We start from the raw sequence: 17,562 nt of genomic DNA, 5'->3' as shown, positions 1-17,562 counted from the left end.
CGCATGATATTTGACGAATACTGCATGTCATCGAGTCAGACAATCTCGTTTCATCGGCAACCAGATATCAAGGGAACACGCACCATGCAGTTTGGTTTGTCCGAAGAACAGGAAATGATCGTCTCGACGGTTCGCAGCTTTGTCGAGAAGGAAATCTACCCGCATGAGGCCGAGGTTGAACGGACCGGTCAGGTCTCGCACGAACTGGGTGAGCAGATCAAACAAAAGTGCATCGATCTGGGGTTCTACGCCTGCAACTTCCCGGAAGAGGTTGGCGGCGCGGGCTTGTCGCATCTCGATTTCACGCTGGTCGAACGCGAGCTGGGCCGTGGCTCGATGGCGCTGACCCATTTCTTTGGCCGCCCGCAGAACATCCTGATGGCGTGTAACGATGAACAGCGCGAGCGTTACCTTCTGCCCGCCGTGCGTGGCGAAAAGATGGACGCGTTGGCGATGACCGAACCGGATGCGGGATCGGACGTGCGGGGAATGAAATGTCAAGCCGTGCGCGACGCCGGGGACTGGGTTGTCAACGGCTCAAAGCACTTCATCTCGGGCGCGGAACACGCGGATTTCTTCATCGTCTTCATCGCCACCGGCGTCGACGAGACCCCGAAAGGGCCAAAAAAACGGATCACCACATTCCTTGTGGATCGCGGCACACCCGGCTTCGAGGTGCGCGAGGGATACAACTCGGTCAGCCATAAGGGTTACAAGAACTACATTCTGTATTTCGACAATTGCCGCCTGCCTGACGCGCAGGTGCTGGGCGAGGTGGATGGCGGCTTTGCCGTGATGAACGAATGGCTTTACGCAACCCGACTGACGGTTGCGGCCTTTTCGGTCGGGCGCGCGCGTCGCTGCTTTGACTATGCGCTGAACTACGCTGCCGAGCGCAAGCAATTCGGCCAGCCGATCGGCAAGTTTCAGGGTGTAGGCTTCCAGATCGCCGACATGATCACCGAGATCGATGCCGCCGATTGGCTGACCCTCTCTGCAGCGTGGCGTCTGGATGAAAATCTGCCCTCGAACCGAGAAATCGCGTCGGCCAAGCTCTACGCCTCGGAAATGCTGGCACGTGTCACCGACACAACGTTGCAGATATTTGGCGGTATGGGCCTGATGGATGACTTCCCCATCGAACGTTTTTGGCGCGACGCGCGGGTCGAGCGCATCTGGGATGGCACCAGCGAAATTCAGCGCCACATCATCAGCCGCGACCTTCTCCGTCCGCTGGGCGCCTGACGATGAGCAAAGATCTCACCCGGCTGCTGCGGCCCAAATCCATCGCTGTGATTGGCGGTGGCGCCTGGTGCCAGCAGGTCATTCAGCAATCTGAGCGCATGGGCTATGCGGGCCATATCTGGCCTGTGCATCCCAAGGCTGCTGATATTGCGGGTCACAAGGTCTATGGGCGTCTGGAAGACCTGCCCGAGGCACCGGATGCGGTTTTCATCGGCATCAACCGGCACGCCACGATTGAGGCGGTTCAGCTATTGGCCCGCATGGGGGCCGGCGGTGCGGTGTGTTTCGCATCTGGCTTCTCGGAAGCAGCCGCAGAGGATGAAACCGGTGGCGACCTGCAGCAACAACTGATTTCCGCTGCAGGTGACATGCCTATTCTGGGGCCGAACTGCTATGGCTTCATCAATGCACTGGACGGAGCCTTGCTGTGGCCGGACCAGCATGGGGCTAAGCCTGTCGATAAGGGCGTTGCGATCCTGACGCAAAGCTCGAACATCTCGATCAACCTAACCATGCAAAAACGTGCGCTGCCAATTGCTTATATGGTGGCCTGCGGGAACATGGCCCAGACCAGCCAGGCCCTGATCGCTTCGGCTCTGTTAAACGACCCACGCGTCACTGCAGTTGGGCTGCATGTCGAAGGGTTCAAGGACATTCGTGAGTGGGAAGCTCTGGCTGCCAAAGCATACCGCAAAGGCATTCCACTGGTAGCCCTCAAAGTCGGTGCGTCCGAACAGGCACAGGCCGCAACCGTGTCTCACACGGCTTCTCTGGCAGGCAGCGACGCTGGCGCGCAAGCCCTGCTTGAACGTCTTGGCATCCCGCGCCTGTCCGCCCTGCCCGATTTCCTTGAAACGCTGAAACTGCTGCATTGCTATGGCCCGCTGTCAGGCCGCAACATCGCCTCGATCAGTTGCTCTGGCGGTGAGGCCAGTCTGATCGCCGACATGGCCGTTGGCACAGGCCTGACCTTCCCATGTCTGTCCGATAACAAGAAAGCCCATCTGCGCGATGCGCTTGGCCCCATGGTCGCGCTGAATAATCCGCTGGATTACCACACCTATATCTGGCGTGATGAAGGGGCGATGACGAAGGCCTGGGCCGGGATGACCGGCGATGACATTGACCTGACGGTCTCGATTGTCGACTACCCGAACACCGACGCGACCGACTGGATCTGCGCCACGCGGGCGGCTCTGAGGGTGCGCGCTGAAACCGGCGCTCGGTTCGCCATCGCAGCTACGCTGCCAGAGCTTTTACCCGAAGACGTCGCGCAAGAGCTCGTGGACGGAGGTGTCGTGCCTTTCATGGGGCTGGCCGAAGCGCTCTCCGCCATCCGCGCGGCAGGGCAGATCGCAGCACCTTCGGCAATCCCCGTTTGGCTGCCGGGCACAACCGAGGCCAATCGGACTCTCACCGAAGGTGAATCCAAAAGGGCTCTGGCCCAATGCGGCCTGCGCATCCCGCAGAACCGCACGATCAGTGGGCCAGACGAGGCACGTGCAGCGGCGCAGGAAATGGATGCACCCTTCGCGGTCAAAGGCGTTGGTCTTGCACATAAGTCCGAGCATGCCGCCGTTCGACTGGGCGTTCAGGCAGAGGACGTCGCCAAGGTTGCAGCCGAGATCGGAACGAGCGAGATTCTGATCGAAGAAATGATTACCGGAACGGTCGCCGAACTGCTTATCGGGGTGGTCCGCGATCCGGCGCATGGATTTGTGCTGACTCTGGGTGCAGGTGGCGTCCTGACCGAAGTGCTACGTGATACCGCATCGCTTCTGCTGCCCTGTACCTCCGATGAGATCCAAACCGCCCTTGGCAAACTGAAGATCGCGCCGCTGCTGGTGGGCTATCGCGGCCAACCGGCGGCTGATATGGATGCGATCATCACCGCGATTGAGGCCGTTCAGGTTTATGTCATGCAAAATGCCGACACGCTTGGCGAGGTTGAGATTAACCCGCTCCTCTGCACGCCCGACAAGGCGGTGGCCGTGGACGCCCTTATCAGAAAGGCCTGAGAAATGGACCCGATCAAAACCCGCCGCGAAGGGGCGATCCTTGAGGTGACGCTGGACCGACCCAAGGCCAATGCGATCGACCTAGTCACCAGCCGGATCATGGGCGATGTCTTTGCCGAATTCCGTGACGATCCTGAGTTGCGCGTGGCCATCCTGACTGGCGCAGGTGAGAAGTTCTTCTGCCCGGGATGGGATCTGAAAGCCGCCGCCGAAGGCGATGCTGTCGATGGGGACTACGGTGTTGGCGGCTTTGGCGGCCTGCAGGAATTGCGTGACCTGAACAAACCGGTCATCGCTGCCGTTAATGGCATCGCCTGCGGTGGCGGGTTGGAACTTGCTCTATCCGCAGACATGATCCTGGCCGCTGATCACGCCACTTTTGCGTTGCCCGAGATCCGTTCGGGCACGGTGGCCGACGCGGCGAGTGTCAAGCTGCCCAAGCGCATTCCCTATCACATCGCGATGGAGTTGCTGCTGACTGGCCGCTGGTTCGATGCCGAAGAGGCCAATCGTTGGGGGCTGGTGAATGAGATAATCGCGGTCGATCAATTGATGGATCGCGCTTGGGAACTGGCGCGCCTGCTCGCCTCGGGGCCGCCGCTTGTCTATGCGGCGATCAAAGAGATCGTGCGTGACGCTGAAGATGCCAAGTTCCAAGACACCATGAACCGCATCACCAAGCGCCAGCTGCGTACGGTTGATGTGCTTTATGCAAGCGAAGACCAGTTGGAAGGCGCGAAGGCCTTTGCCGAAAAGCGCGACCCGGTCTGGAAGGGCAAGTAGCCCGCCCTAACGCATGACGAATGGGTCCGGGATCGGCTCATCGCTGGTCCGAAGCCAAACGGCTTTGACGGTTGTATAATCCAACGCGGCTTCGATCCCGCCTTCGCGCCCATGACCTGACAGCCCATGGCCCCCAAACGGCGCGATCGGGCTGACCGCACGATAGGTGTTCACCCAGACGATCCCCGCCCGAATGGCCCGGATCATGCGATGGGCGCGGGTGAGATCTCGGGTAAACAGCCCGGAAGCGAGACCGTATTGGGTGTCGTTGGCAATAGTGATGGCCTCGGCCTCATCTTCGAAACTGATGACCGACAGCGCGGGGCCAAAGAACTCATTGCTCAAGCAGGCCGCGTTTGGGGCGGTGTCACAATCCAGAATGGTTGGCGCGAAATAATACCCGTCGCGATCCAGAGCCTGCCCCCCGGTAACCAGTTTCGCGCCCTGCTCAATTGATTGAGCAATCAACGTTTCGGCCCTGTCGCGTTGACGCGCGGTGCAAAGCGGTCCGACCTCGGTCTCCATCTTGCCAGGCGCGCCGATGACAATCGCTTCGGCCTTTTCTTTCAGGCGCGCCAGAAAGGCGTCCTTGATCCCGGCCTGTACCACAAGACGCGATCCTGAAACGCAGCTTTGCCCGGTCGCTGCAAACACCCCTGAGACCTGAGCGTTCGCCGCACTTTCCAGATCGGCATCGTCAAATACGATGAATGGGGATTTGCCGCCCAGTTCCAGCGATGTCGAGGCCAGATTCTCTGCTGAATTGCGCACGATATGACGGGCCGTCTCAGGCCCGCCGGTAAAGGCCACATGCGCCACTTTCGGATGACTTGTCAGCGTGGCGCCCACTTCGGGGCCGCCCGTGATGACACTCAGGACACCCTTGGGGAATCCGGCCTGATCGAAGATACGCGCAAATTCCAGCATCGGCGCAGGACCATCTTCGCTGGCCTTGAGGACCACTGTACAACCTGCAGCCAATGCAGGCCCAATTTTGACCGCCGACAGAAACAGCTGAGAATTCCACGGCACGACTGCCGCAACAACACCCACGGGTTCGCGCCGCAGCCAGACCTCCATATCCGGTTTGTCGATGGGCAGGTGTGCACCTTCGATCTTGTCTGCAAGCCCAGCATAATACCGATAATATTCAGCCACATAAGCGATCTGCGCGGTCGTTTCGCGGATGATCTTTCCGGTGTCACGCGTTTCCAACTCCGCCAGTCGCGGCGCGTTCTCAGCAATCAGATCGGCGAGGCTCATCAGAAGCTTGCCCCGCGCGCTGGCCGTCATTTGTGCCCATTCAACCGAGATAAACGCTCGCTCAGCCGCATCCACCGCGCGGTTTACATCGTCAACGGTGGCGTCGGGCATCCGGGCCCACGGGTTGCCTGTCGCCGGGTCGATGCTATCGAAATGCTGGGCGGCGTCTTCGAACTGACCGCCGATATAGTGCTGGAAGCTTTGCATATGTCTTTCCCTTAAGGTGATCAGGCAAATGCGGGCATCACATCATTGATAAACCGCTCAAGCGAGGCTTTTTTCCGCTCAAACGACATCGAGCTGTCGATCCAGAACGCATATTCATCATAGCCCAACGCCTCATACCCTTTCAGCCGTTCGATAACCTTATCAGGGGTACCGATCACGAGGTCCCGCGCCATGGCCTCGGGGCTATAGAACGGGTGGGCGGTAATCTCTTCATCGGTAAGCGGCTCGATTAGTCCATGAGAGATTTCGCGCTGGTTCATGAACCACGCCCCGAAATAACAGTAGAACCGGTTCAGCTCGACAGCTCCTAATTGGGCGTCCTCATCGCTGTCTGCCACATAGGTGTGCTGCAGCAACATGATTTTCGGGCGTGGTTGGTCTGAATGTTTTACACAAGCCGCGTTGAACTTTTCCATCAGGTCCGAGATTTCAGCATCACCCTTCCACAACGGCGTCACCTGCACATTGCATCCCTGCGCAACCGCAAATTCGTGGCTGTTCGGATCACGAGCCGCAATCCAGATCGGAGGGCCTTCGGGCCTCAATGGAAGCGGTGCCGAGGTGGTTTTGGGAAACTGATAGAACTCTCCTTCATGCTCGCAATCGCCCTCCCAAAGCGCCTTCACAGCAGGCACAAGCTCGCGCATGCGCTGACCGGCTTCCCAGGCATCCATACCCGGCATCAGGCGCTCGTATTCAAAGGAATACGCCCCGCGCGCGATACCCACCTCAAGCCGTCCATCAGTGATGATGTCGGTCATCGCCGCCTCACCGGCCAGTCGGATCGGGTGCCAGAATGGTGCGATCACGGTCCCCGTCCCCAGCCGCACATTGTTGGTGTGACGCGCGACGTCCACCAAACTCAGAAACGGGTTTGGCGCGATGGTGAAATTCATACCATGATGTTCACCCGTCCAGATTGCATGCATCCCGCCCTGATCGGCGATCCTGCACAGCTCAACGAACTCATCATAGATCTTCTTCTGATCTTCATCCGCAGAAATGCGCTCCATATGAGCAAATAGCGAGAACTTCATCGCTCAACCCTCTGATGTGACAGGTCGGATGGTACCGCTGTCCTGATTACCAAAATACACCCCGAAATTCCCCATTCGGCTTTCAACTGCAAAACGCTGCAACATCGTGCGCACCACCGGGTCGGCCAAAGCAGCAAGCGTCTGTGCATCGAGGTCATGGAACGCGCCCTGCTCCGCAGCTTCCCCACTGGCCTGACACAAGAATGAGATATGCTGGGTTTCGCGCGTCTCGTCTTCGTAAACGGAATAGATGAACCCTGCCTCAGCCTCGACCCCATTGGTGTCGATCAATCGCCGAAGGGCTGCTGATGCACCGTCTTTGCCGACTTTGACTTCGGGCAAAGCGAACGAACCGCCTTCGGTCTCGACCAACAAGACCCTTCCCTGATGCGCAATCAGGGCCGAGACCATCAGGTTGGCGCGATTGTTCAACGCCTCGGCTTCTGCCGCTGGCGTGACATAAGCGCCCCGCGCATAGCCGAGGCCCGGATGGGTATTGTTCGCATAGGCTTCGACCTTGCCCATCAGGATCAGATGATCGCCTGCCTCAACGGTTTTGAACATCGAACAGTCAAACCAGGCCGAGACACCGTCAAAAATCGGTGCACCATGCGGTCCGGGCCGCCAATCAACCGCTGAAAAACGATCCTCGACCGGTCGGGCGAATGTGTTTGAAACCTCTTTTTGCGCCTCGGACAACACGTTGACGGCAAAGCCTCCCGCACCGGCAAAGGCGTGGTAGTTGCGTGATGTATTCGCAAGGCAGACCAGAACCAAAGGCGGATCAAGCGAGACCGAGGTGAACGAGTTCGCCGTGAACCCCAGCGGTCTGCCATCGGGGTCGTGTGTCGTAACCACGGTCACGCCCGTCATGAAAGCGCCAAACGCATTGCGCAGGTCGCGTGGATCAATCTCTGTCATCGTTTGCCTCCCACCTAAGCCAGTCTTTCAGGGCCGCATTCACCTGCTCCGGAGCGGTTAGGTTGACCAGATGCCGATGTCCTTCGATGACCACTGATTGCCCCATGGGGGCGGCTGCGGCCATGTTATCAGACATTTCAAGCGTCGAATTCAGGTCTCCATCCCCGGTGATCGCAAGAAATGGGCAAGCGATGTCGCCCAAACGGTCGGCATAGGTCCGATCCCCGCGCGCAAATGCGCTGTAGGCCGTTGCATAACCAACTGGATCGACTTTAACCAACCAGCCTTCCACGTCCTTCCGCGCAGCCTGTTCTATCGGACTATTACCAAACCAGCGGTTCAGAGGTGTCTCAAGATCGAAACACCCGCTGCCAATCTGATCCGCGCGCGTTTCCACCGCTGCACGCGCCTCGGGGGATCGGAGATATACACCGTTCAACAGCGCCACCCGCTCGACAGCATCAGGATAGCTAACTGCGTAGCCTGCGGCGACAAGCGCACCCATGGAGTGACCGGCGAGACTTACGCGTCCAAGGTTCAAAGCTGCCAGAGCCGCCCAGAGCCATTCGACGAAGGCAGGCAGTTGCGCGCCCTCAGGCAATCGGGACGATCCTCCATGCCCCGGCATGTCCACAGCAATCACACGATGCGTTTCCGACAGCACATCAACCTGCGGCCCCCAGGCCGCGGATTGCATCCCGACCCCGTGGATCAACACCACCGGTTTTCCGCACCCCGCTTCACGATAGCTTAGCGTTCCGTAGGGTTCAGACAGCTGCAGGGTTGTCAACGTCATGGCCCAACTCTTTCAGGTCTTGATAGCGATCACCGATCCGGTGATGCGGACGCCCACCGACCGAGGCACCAAGCGCCACCACGATCTCATCCGGTGCCGGCGCGTCCGCAACAGACAACTGAATAGTCAGATAGTGACTGCGCCGACCGCCATCGTTCTTGTCCATCAGCGGTATCTGCAGCGGCGCATTGGCCGGACCGCGTGTGTTGGTGAACGCAAGATAGGATTTAGCGCCTACCGCCTCGCGATAATGGTTCCCGAACCGAAGCGTATGGATCAACGCCGAGGCATGCTCAACTTCACCATTCACACCAACTATGGCGGATTTTCCGTAGCCCTCAACCTTGTCGCCCCCTCCGGCGGCGTCCAACACCATCTCAGTCAGCAGCTTGCCCAGTCCCGGCGCGCAATCGCTGATCTCAGGCCTCAGATTCTCGACGAAACCCCGACCTGCCCACGGATTTCGGATAACCGAGACGGCTGCGATCATCTTCAAGGGGCGCTCAGCCACCCTGCCCCCTTCGATCAGAGTGTTTTCAACATGAAGAAGCGTTTTTCGGATTTCGGCTGGCATGGCTGCACCCTATGGTTCGATTCTCGATTTGATTTATGGTATACCATAATACCATCAGTCAATCCCATTGCGCCGAAACACCCTCATTGATATCACCGCAGCTATGACCACACCCGCGCTTTCCAGAATAGAACAACCGCCCTTGACCCTGCGGGACATCGTGCAGGAACGTATGCGGGACGCGATCATCGAAGGGCATTTCAAACCGGGAGAGCGGCTAGTCGAACGACCATTGTGCGATCAGCTTGGTGTCAGCCGCACCGTTGTGCGCGAAACGATCCGCTATCTCGAAGCCGAAGGTCTGGTTGAAATCCTGCCCGGGCGCGGACCAATCGTGGCGCTTATGAACTGGAATGATGCGCAGCAAATCTACGAGATCCGACGGATGCTGGAGACGGCGGCAGCTCGAAAATGCGCCAAAAACATAACTGACGAGCGCGCGATGCGCCTTCGGAGTGCGCTCGACCAGCTCAAGCATCAGTTTACCGACAAAACACCCGGTGGGCTATTTCGCGCCACGGCGGGATTTTACGCCGAGATATTTCAGGGCGCGGGCGACTATATCGCGTGGGAGATCGTGCAACGCCTCAACGGCCGCATCAGCCGGTTGCGCATGATGACCCTCTCTTCGACTGAACGCAGCCGCCCGGGGCCCGAGCATATGCAGGCGATTTGCGATGCGATTATCTCAGGCGATGCGGAAAAAGCCGCAGCGGCGGTTGAGAGACATCTGGATGACACCACCGCGATTGCCGAAAGACTACTGGCCGAACACGCCGATTAATCGCCTCTCATTTCAGATCTTATGTCCAGATCTGTCGTTTCTTGGTAATGTCTCACAATGATCTGTGAGTTTGGTGAGTTCAGAATCGATCTTCTGCGTCAGGAACTTCTGCGCGACGGATCGGTTGTCGATGTAGAACCGCTGGCGTTCCAGCTCATCGCCCTTTTGGCCAAGAACCAAGACCGCCTCGTAACAAAAGACGAGCTGTTTGCCACCTTGTGGGGCAATCGGATCGTGTCCGAGGCTGCCTTGTCCACTTGCATCAAATCGGCGCGGCGCGCTGTCGAAGATACCGGGGATCGGCAAGCAGTTATCAAAACAGTTCATGGCAAAGGGCTGCGGTGGACGGCCCCGCTGCAGATCATTGATTGCGAGGCAACGCCCGCATCCGTAGTGCCGCAGGATCTGGACGTGCAGGACACCGAATGGATCGAAGCCGCGACACGGCCCACAATCGCCATTCTTCCCTTCGATAACATCGGTGCGGACGGCACGGCCAAAACGCTCAGCGCCGCGATACCACACGAACTCATCGCATCCATTTCTCGGTTGCGCTGGATTGCCGTGATCGCGCGCGGGTCATCGTTTCGCTTCCATTCAAAGTCCGGTGAGATCGGAGAAATCCGCAAGAGTCTCGGGGCCCGATATTGCCTGACCGGCAGTGTCGAAGTGATGGGCCCTCGGGTCGCTATCAGCGTCATGCTGTCCAGTACCGCAGATGGCGAAGTGATTTGGGCCGACCGTTTCAATTCCCGCCTCGATGATGTGCACGAGGTGCGCGAGCAGATCATTTCTCATGTCGTCTTCGCCATCGAGGTTCAGATCCCGCTGAGCGAGGCGTCAAAGGCACGCCTCCGATCGCCCGAAAATATCGATGCCTGGGCAACCTATCATCTGGGCTTGCAATCCCTCTATCGCTTTGACGCCAATGAAAATGACCGGGCGATTGCCTTATTCGAAAAGGCGATCGCATTGGAACCCGAATTTGCTCGGGCGCACGGGGCGTTGTCTTTCGCTCATTTCAAAACAGCCTTCATGCACTATTCAGACAGTCGCGCCGAACCGATGAAGCTCGCGCGGGCCGAAGCCGAACGTGCCGTCGACCTGGACCCGATGGACCCGTTTGCAAATTTCAACATGGGCCGCGCCCTCTGGTTGGTGGGTGATCTGGACAGCGCCAAAATCTGGCTGGACCGCTCCACCGCGCTCAGCCCGAATTTTGCGCAAGGCATCTACGCCCGCGCCTGGACCGAAACGGTATCCGGCGCCAGTGGCATCGGTCGGCGTCTATCGGACGACGCCCGCGCGCTCAGCCCGCTTGATCCACTACTCTATGCGATGCTGGGAACACGCGCGATGAGCCTGGCGATGGAAGGTCGCGATAGCGAAGCCGCGGATTGGGCAGTACGGGCTGCAAATGCGCCGGGAGCGCATGATCTGATCAGCCTGATTGCGACGTTTACAAACGAACTGGCGGGCAACCAAACCGAGGCTGCCCAATGGGCAGATCGCGTGCGTGCCTCGCGCCAACGCATCACACAGGATCATTTCTTCCGGTCGTTCCCCTTTACCGACCCGGATACGCGTTCACGGTTTTCAGGCGCGTTGTCCCGGCAAGGTATTCCCCAAATCTGAGCCGAAAGAACCAATTTCACGCCGATTTACAGGGTTTCCTCAGAAACTCCTCAGGACTCGCGCCACCCATTGCGTCTAGTCTTGCGGCATTAGGGGCCCCTGATCCGGCCAAACCAACACTTCATGTAGGATAATACAATGACCGATCAAAAGCTTAGAACGACGCAAGGAAACGGGTGCGTTTTTGACAGCGTTCTGGATACCATCGGGAACACTCCCGTCATCCGCATCAACAATCTGGGCCCCGAAGGCGTCAATCTGTTTGTGAAATTCGAAGCATTCAATCCCGCCGGGTCGGTCAAGGATCGTCTGGCCGTTAACATCATCGAGGCTGCCGAACGCAGTGGCGCCCTGAAGCCGGGCCAGACCGTGGTCGAGGCCACAAGTGGCAATACCGGCATCGGGCTTGCCATGGTTTGCGCGCAAAAGGGTTATCCTCTGGTGGTGACTATGGCCGATAGTTTCTCGGTCGAGCGTCGTCGCCTGATGCGGATGCTGGGGGCGAAAGTGGTCCTGACCCCACGCGCCGAAAAGGGATTTGGCATGTACCGCAAAGCCGCCGAACTCGCCGAGGCGCATGGCTGGCTACTGGCGCGGCAGTTCGAGACGGAGGCCAATGCCGAGATTCACGCCGCAACCACCGCACAGGAGATTCTGAGCGATTTCAACGGTCAACCGCTGGACTACCTCGTGACCGGCTACGGGACTGGCGGTACAGTTACCGGCGTCGCCCGGGTGCTGCGCAAGGAACGGCCCGAGACCAAGATCATCCTCTCTGAGCCTGCCAATGCGCAACTGATTGGCAGCGGTATTGCCACTGACCGTGGGCAAGATGGTGATCCTCTGTCCAGCCACCCGGCTTTTGAGCCGCACCCGATCCAAGGCTGGACACCGGATTTCATACCGGCCGTTTTGCAGGAATCGATCGACAACAACTTCTTCGACGAATTGATTCCCGTCCCCGGCCCAACAGGCGTGGAATGGGCCCGGAAACTGGCCAGCCACGAGGGCATTCTGACGGGCATCTCAGGTGGGGCCACCTTCGCAATCGCCGTCGGCATTGCTGAAAAAGCCGATCCGGGCGCGAACATCCTGTGCATGCTGCCCGATACTGGCGAGCGTTACCTGAGCACACCCCTCTTTGAAGGAATAGCCGAAGAGATGACCGAGGAAGAGATCGCGATCTCGAACTCCACTCCCGGCTATCAGATGTCCTGAGATGGCTGATCCGTTCTTAGCACTGAGCGTGGCTTGCAACCGTGCCCTGGCCTACCGGCGATCTGTGCCAACGCGCCCTTGCCCGCCCGAGAAGAGCTTTGACGAGATGCTGGCCATCTTTGACGAACCTCTTCCCGAGCATGGCAAAGACGCCGAAGCCGTGATCAACGATCTCGCGGATCGCGGCGAACAGGGGCTTACCCAAATGGTCCACCCCAGGTTCTTTGGTTGGGTGTTGGGAGGCTCGGCTCCTGTGGGCGTTGCCGCAGACTGGCTGGTAAGCGCTTGGGGACAAAACTCTGCGTTCCATCGCTCTTCCCCCACCACTGCGGCGGTGGAACAGATCGCAGCTGGGTGGCTGTTGGACATTCTCGATCTGCCCCGCGACGCCGCTGTTGGATTTGTCACGGGCGGAACGGTTGGCAACTTCACGGCACTTGCCGCAGCGCGCGGAGCGGTTTTGCGCGCCCATGGCTGGGACCCGGATGAGGATGGGCTGTTCGGAGCACCTCCGATCACAGTGTATCTGGGTGATGATGCACATACATCGGTCATGTCGGCACTCGGATATCTCGGTCTTGGTCGGAACCGTGTCAAACGCATAAAGACCGACGCTGAGGGACGGATGGTCGCCGCTGACCTGGCGCAGCAAATGAGCGCGCAGACGGGGCCAGCGATCATCGTCACACAGGCCGGGCAGATCAACACCGGCGCGTTCGATCCGTTCGACCAGTTCGCAGACATTGCAGAACGATCAGGCGCATGGATCCATGTGGATGGCGCATTCGGCCTCTGGGCGCGCGCGCATCCCGAATATCGCGCGTTGACCGACGGCCTCGACCGCGCGAATTCCTGGAGCGTCGATGGTCATAAATGGCTGCAAACCCCATTTGACAGCGGCTATGCAATTGTTCGGGACAAAGACGCCTTGCAAAAGGCGATGCGGATCAGCGCAAGCTATCTGCCGCCCCAGGCTGAACATGAGCGCATCCCGTGTTTCCTGACCCCTGAACTGTCACGCCGCGCGCGCGGCCTGCCAACCTGGGCAGTGCTCAAATCGCTTGGCCGCGAAGGGGTTCAAGAGATGGTCGGGCGTCATTGCAAAACCGCCAAGCGCATTGCAGACCGTTTGCGACCGGTCGAAGGTATACACATCTTGAACGAGGTCGTCCTGAACCAGATCATCATCAGCTTTGGCAACGAAGAGGCGGAGTCAGAGACCCGCCGCAAAACGACCGAAGCCGTCATCGCAGGCATCTTGGAAAAAGGCAAAATCTTCGTCGGCGGCAGCCAATGGCGCGGGGATTGGGTAATGCGCCTATCGGTGATTTCCGACGCAACCGAGCTTGAAGCGGCGGATCAGATTGCTGATCATATTCTGGCCGTTTGGGCGGAAGTTCAACGCACTCTGGCGACATCTTCAAGCCCCGCCATTTAGCGTAGAGCCACTTGTTTCACACTGGATTTAACCGGTGTGAACGGCTTGATGCACCTCAACGATGTTACCTTCTGGGTCGTGAAAAAAGATCTGGTGCCATTCTTTGGCGAAGGCCGTCCCATAATCTGAATAGAGAATATTGTTAGCCTCAAGCACCGCTTTGAAGGCTTCGATATCGTCGGTTCGATACGCAATGTGGCCGCGTTCTACGGGGTTGATCGTCTCACCATGTTTGAAAGCTACATCCAGATTGCGCTCGGCCAGATGCATCTGCATTGCACCATCTGTCGCAAACCGGATTTTACCGTCATATCCCTTATCGTCCGTTGCCACCGGCCGCGGAAAATTCTCAATCGGGATGTCTTCAAGACCCAGCACATCGGTATAGAACTTGTGCAAACGTTCAACATCGTCGGAAACGTAGTTGATGTGATGGAATTCGAGCTTCATGGGCATAAACTTCTATTCGTAGCCCGACGCAAGAAACCTCATGAACCTCTTGCTTGCAAGCCTGCATCGGCGCAAATGCCCAGAATTCAACACGTGATTTCGACTATACCGACAGCAGCCTTCTCGTTAAGTCAGTTGGCCGGGATTTAAGTTGGATATTCGCGCATACTGAAATTAGTATTCAAAAACAATATTCTATGCAATTACTAAAAAATTAGTTTGACACCGTAGCAAAAAATCGCTGATGGTTGTGGGCATCCGGTTAGCGCCGGACAAGCAAAATATCTTGGGAGGAGACAGATGCGGAGACATCTACTTTCCGCAGTGGCGGCGGCTGCCGTCATTGCGGGGCACGGTCCCGTGTGGGCCGACGAAGCCGCAGCACAACGTTGGATCGACGACGAGTTCCAGCCATCGACGCTGTCGAAAGACGAGCAGATGGGTGAGATGAAGTGGTTCATTGAAGCTGCACAACCCTATTCGGGCATGGAAATCAACGTCCTGTCCGAAGGCATCCCGACGCATTCCTATGAATCCGAGGTCCTCGCCAAAGCGTTCGAAGAGATCACCGGCATCAAGGTCAATCACCAGATCCTCGGCGAAGGCGAAGTGGTTCAGGCGGTTCAGACTCAGATGCAGACCGGCCGGAACCTGTATGATGGCTATGTCAACGACAGTGACCTCATCGGCACACATTCGCGTCTGCAACTGGCCTATCCTCTGACTGACATGATGGGGGGCGACTGGGCGGCAACAACATCGCCAACGCTGGATTTGGATGACTTCATGGGCATCCAGTTCACCACCGGTCCTGACGGCAAGCTGTATCAGCTGCCGGACCAGCAGTTTGCGAACCTATACTGGTTCCGCAAGGACTGGTTCGATGACGAAGCCAACAAAGCCGCGTTCAAAGAGAAATACGGCTATGATCTGGGCGTTCCGGTCAACTGGTCGGCCTATGAAGACATCGCCGAGTTCTTCACCAATGATGTGAAAGAAGTCGATGGCGTCGCGATCTATGGCCACATGGACTACGGCAAGCGTGCGCCTGATCTGGGCTGGCGCATGACCGACGCCTGGCTGTCGATGGCCGGTGCTGGCGATAAGGGTGAACCGAACGGTGTTCCGGTCGACGAATGGGGCATCCGCATGGAAGCGGGCACCTGTAACCCTGTTGGTGCGTCCGTATCGCGCGGCGGTGCTGCAAACGGCCCGGCTGCGGTTTATGCGATCCGCAAGTGGGACGAATGGCTGCGGAACTATGCGCCTCCGGGTGCGGCGTCTTATGACTTCTACCAGTCGCTGCCGGCGCTCAGCCAGGGCAACGTGGCCCAGCAGATCTTCTGGTACACCGCCTTTACCGCCGACATGGTGAAGCCGAAGTCCGAAGGCAACAACACCGTGGATGACGAAGGCACGCCGCTGTGGCGAATGGCACCCAGCCCGCACGGCCCCTACTGGGAAGAAGGCCAGAAGGTCGGTTACCAGGACGTGGGCTCTTGGACGTTCCTGAAATCGACCCCCTCGGATCGTGCCCAGGCAGCTTGGCTCTATGCCCAATTCGTGACGTCCAAAACTGTTGATGTGAAGAAGTCCCATGTAGGTCTGACCTTCATTCGCGACAGCTCGGTCAACCACGAGTCGTTCACCGAACGCGCACCCAAGCTGGGTGGTCTGGTCGAGTTCTATCGCTCGCCTGACCGCGTGGCATGGTCGCCGACCGGCATCAACGTGCCGGACTATCCGAAGCTGGCCCAGATCTGGTGGCAGCAGATCGGTGACGTGAACTCGGGCGCCTTCACGCCGCAAGAGGCAATGGACCGTCTGGCCGAAGAGATGGACATCACCATGTCTCGCATGCAGGCTGCAGATGAAAGCGCCGGTGTCTATGGTGGCTGTGGCCCGCGCCTGAACGAAACCCAGGATCCTGCCTTCTGGCTGGAGAAAGAGGGTTCGCCCAAGGCCAAGCTTGAGAACGAAAAGCCGCAGGGCCAGACCGTCAACTATGACGAACTGGTGGCGCGCTGGCAGTCTCAGTAAACTGATGCAACCGGGGGTGCCGTCTGCGGCACCCCCACCCCAAGACCAGTGCCGCGCACTGAAGGACCGGAACTCACGGACATGATAGAACTTCAAGACGCGACCAAACGGGTCGGTAACGTCATCCATATCAAGCCCACTAACCTGAAGCTGCAAACCGGCCATTTCAATGTGCTGCTGGGTGCGACGGGATCGGGCAAGACCTCTCTGATCAAGATGATGGCCGGGCTGGACCCGATTGCTTCGGGTAAAGTCTTCATGGATGGGCAGGACGTCACAAGGCTGAACACTCAGAAACGGCAGATCAGCCTGGTGCACCAGTTCTTCGTGAACTACCCGCATATGACTGTTTTCGACAACATCGCCTCGCCGCTGCGCGTGGCAGGCATGGCCCAATCCGAGATCGAAGGCCGCGTCGAAGAAGCAGCCGACCTGCTGCAACTGCGCCCGATGCTGCAACGCCGCCCGCATGAGCTGTCGGGTGGGCAACAGCAACGGACCGCACTGGCCCGCGCCATCGCGAAAGAAAGCCGCGCGGTGTTTCTGGACGAGCCACTGGCAAACCTCGATTACAAGCTGCGCGAGGAACTGCGTGAGCAGCTGCCCGACCTGTTTGCCGGGCGCGGCGCCGTGGTTGTCTATGCGACCTCGGAACCGGAAGAAGCGCTGCTGCTGGGCGGCTATACCGCGCTAATGGAAGATGGCCGCGTCACGCAGTTCGGCCCCACGGCAGACATCTATCGCAACCCGGAAAACATCGCTGCAGCACGCGTGTTTTCGGACCCTCCGATTAACGTGGCGCACATCACCGTATCCGGTGCGCAGGCGCAACTGGCAGGCGGCGGTGGCTGGGCCGTCTCTGATATGGCCGATGGAGACTACATGGTCGCAGTGCGCCCGCATCGGGTCACGCCATTCCGTACCTCGGACGCTGACGTTGAGCTGACAGGCCGCGTGATCGTGACCGAGCTTTCGGGTTCAGATTCCAGCGCGCATTTCCGACACGGGTCGGATGACTGGGTATCCCTGGCCGCTGGCGTGCATCCCTACCAGGTTGGCGAAGATCACAGTTTCTATATGAACCCGGCACATTGCCGGTATTTCGGCCAAGACGGCCAAAGGGTCGCGTGAC

15 protein-coding genes are annotated in these 17,562 nt (G+C 58.6%); 9 read left to right on the top strand and 6 right to left on the bottom strand.

Annotated features, from left to right (window positions below; all coding sequences use genetic code 11):
* Positions 1-84: 84 nt before the first annotated feature.
* From ACR3EM_RS20420 to ACR3EM_RS20410, 3 genes are read left to right on the top strand one after another with little or no spacing between them, the layout of a single operon-like run.
* Positions 85-1,245: an acyl-CoA dehydrogenase family protein gene (locus ACR3EM_RS20420; protein ID WP_480472602.1), complete on the top strand. Its 1,161-nt coding sequence runs from the start codon at positions 85-87 to the stop codon at positions 1,243-1,245.
* A 2-nt stretch (positions 1,246-1,247) separates the two neighbouring features.
* Positions 1,248-3,263 (top strand): acetate--CoA ligase family protein, encoded by a 2,016-nt coding sequence (locus tag ACR3EM_RS20415; RefSeq protein ID WP_480472600.1) that lies wholly within the window; start codon positions 1,248-1,250, stop codon positions 3,261-3,263.
* A 3-nt stretch (positions 3,264-3,266) separates the two neighbouring features.
* On the top strand, positions 3,267-4,046 hold the full coding sequence (locus ACR3EM_RS20410; protein WP_480472598.1) for a carnitinyl-CoA dehydratase: 780 nt from the start codon (positions 3,267-3,269) through the stop codon (positions 4,044-4,046).
* Positions 4,047-4,052: 6 nt separating this feature from the next.
* Here ACR3EM_RS20410 and ACR3EM_RS20405 read toward each other — a convergent pair whose 3' ends face one another.
* The 5 genes from ACR3EM_RS20405 to ACR3EM_RS20385 are packed head-to-tail and all read right to left on the bottom strand — an operon-like array spanning position 4,053 to position 8,865.
* Complete coding sequence (locus ACR3EM_RS20405; RefSeq protein WP_480472596.1) at positions 4,053-5,516, bottom strand: aldehyde dehydrogenase; 1,464 nt, start codon at positions 5,514-5,516, stop codon at positions 4,053-4,055.
* A 20-nt stretch (positions 5,517-5,536) separates the two neighbouring features.
* The gene (locus ACR3EM_RS20400; RefSeq protein ID WP_480472594.1) at positions 5,537-6,574 is read right to left on the bottom strand and encodes an LLM class flavin-dependent oxidoreductase; all 1,038 of its coding nucleotides are present in this window, start codon (positions 6,572-6,574) and stop codon (positions 5,537-5,539) included.
* A 3-nt stretch (positions 6,575-6,577) separates the two neighbouring features.
* Positions 6,578-7,495 carry a flavin reductase family protein gene (locus tag ACR3EM_RS20395; RefSeq protein ID WP_480472592.1) on the bottom strand — a complete coding sequence of 306 codons (918 nt, stop codon included), beginning with the start codon at positions 7,493-7,495 and terminating at the stop codon, positions 6,578-6,580.
* Positions 7,482-8,291, bottom strand: a complete 810-nt coding sequence (locus ACR3EM_RS20390; protein ID WP_480472590.1) for an alpha/beta fold hydrolase — start codon at positions 8,289-8,291, stop codon at positions 7,482-7,484. Before ACR3EM_RS20390 ends, ACR3EM_RS20395 begins: the two co-directional genes overlap by 14 nt.
* On the bottom strand, positions 8,263-8,865 hold the full coding sequence (locus ACR3EM_RS20385; protein WP_480472588.1) for an amino acid synthesis family protein: 603 nt from the start codon (positions 8,863-8,865) through the stop codon (positions 8,263-8,265). The genes ACR3EM_RS20390 and ACR3EM_RS20385 overlap by 29 nt, the downstream gene beginning before the upstream one ends.
* A gap of 103 nt (positions 8,866-8,968) precedes the next feature.
* Between ACR3EM_RS20385 and ACR3EM_RS20380 the strand changes: the two genes are divergently transcribed.
* The 4 genes from ACR3EM_RS20380 (at position 8,969) to ACR3EM_RS20365 (ending at position 13,940) form a co-directional block, all read left to right on the top strand.
* Entirely contained in the window at positions 8,969-9,649 is a 681-nt protein-coding gene (locus ACR3EM_RS20380; protein WP_480472586.1) for a GntR family transcriptional regulator, read from the top strand.
* A gap of 57 nt (positions 9,650-9,706) precedes the next feature.
* A complete protein-coding gene (locus ACR3EM_RS20375; RefSeq protein ID WP_480472584.1) occupies positions 9,707-11,284 on the top strand; it encodes a winged helix-turn-helix domain-containing tetratricopeptide repeat protein in 1,578 nt (525 codons plus the stop codon).
* Positions 11,285-11,422: 138 nt separating this feature from the next.
* Positions 11,423-12,502, top strand: a complete 1,080-nt coding sequence (gene cysK, locus ACR3EM_RS20370) for a cysteine synthase A (RefSeq protein ID WP_480472582.1) — start codon at positions 11,423-11,425, stop codon at positions 12,500-12,502.
* A 1-nt stretch (position 12,503) separates the two neighbouring features.
* Positions 12,504-13,940, top strand: a complete 1,437-nt coding sequence (locus tag ACR3EM_RS20365) for a pyridoxal phosphate-dependent decarboxylase family protein (RefSeq protein ID WP_480472580.1) — start codon at positions 12,504-12,506, stop codon at positions 13,938-13,940.
* Positions 13,941-13,967: 27 nt separating this feature from the next.
* On the opposite strand, the gene ACR3EM_RS20360 is transcribed toward ACR3EM_RS20365, so the two are convergent.
* Positions 13,968-14,390 carry a VOC family protein gene (locus ACR3EM_RS20360; protein ID WP_480472578.1) on the bottom strand — a complete coding sequence of 141 codons (423 nt, stop codon included), beginning with the start codon at positions 14,388-14,390 and terminating at the stop codon, positions 13,968-13,970.
* A 300-nt stretch (positions 14,391-14,690) separates the two neighbouring features.
* On the opposite strand from ACR3EM_RS20360, the gene ACR3EM_RS20355 reads away from it, so the two are divergent.
* Together ACR3EM_RS20355 and ACR3EM_RS20350 are read left to right on the top strand one after the other, a co-directional pair.
* Positions 14,691-16,430, top strand: coding sequence for an ABC transporter substrate-binding protein (locus tag ACR3EM_RS20355; RefSeq protein ID WP_480472576.1), 1,740 nt, complete (start codon positions 14,691-14,693; stop codon positions 16,428-16,430).
* A gap of 81 nt (positions 16,431-16,511) precedes the next feature.
* On the top strand, positions 16,512-17,561 hold the full coding sequence (locus ACR3EM_RS20350) for an ABC transporter ATP-binding protein (RefSeq protein WP_480472574.1): 1,050 nt from the start codon (positions 16,512-16,514) through the stop codon (positions 17,559-17,561).
* Position 17,562: the final 1 nt, after the last annotated feature.

It is taken from the genome of Ruegeria sp. AH3 (genome assembly GCF_056536265.1).
This window is presented reverse-complemented; position numbering and strand designations above follow the sequence as displayed.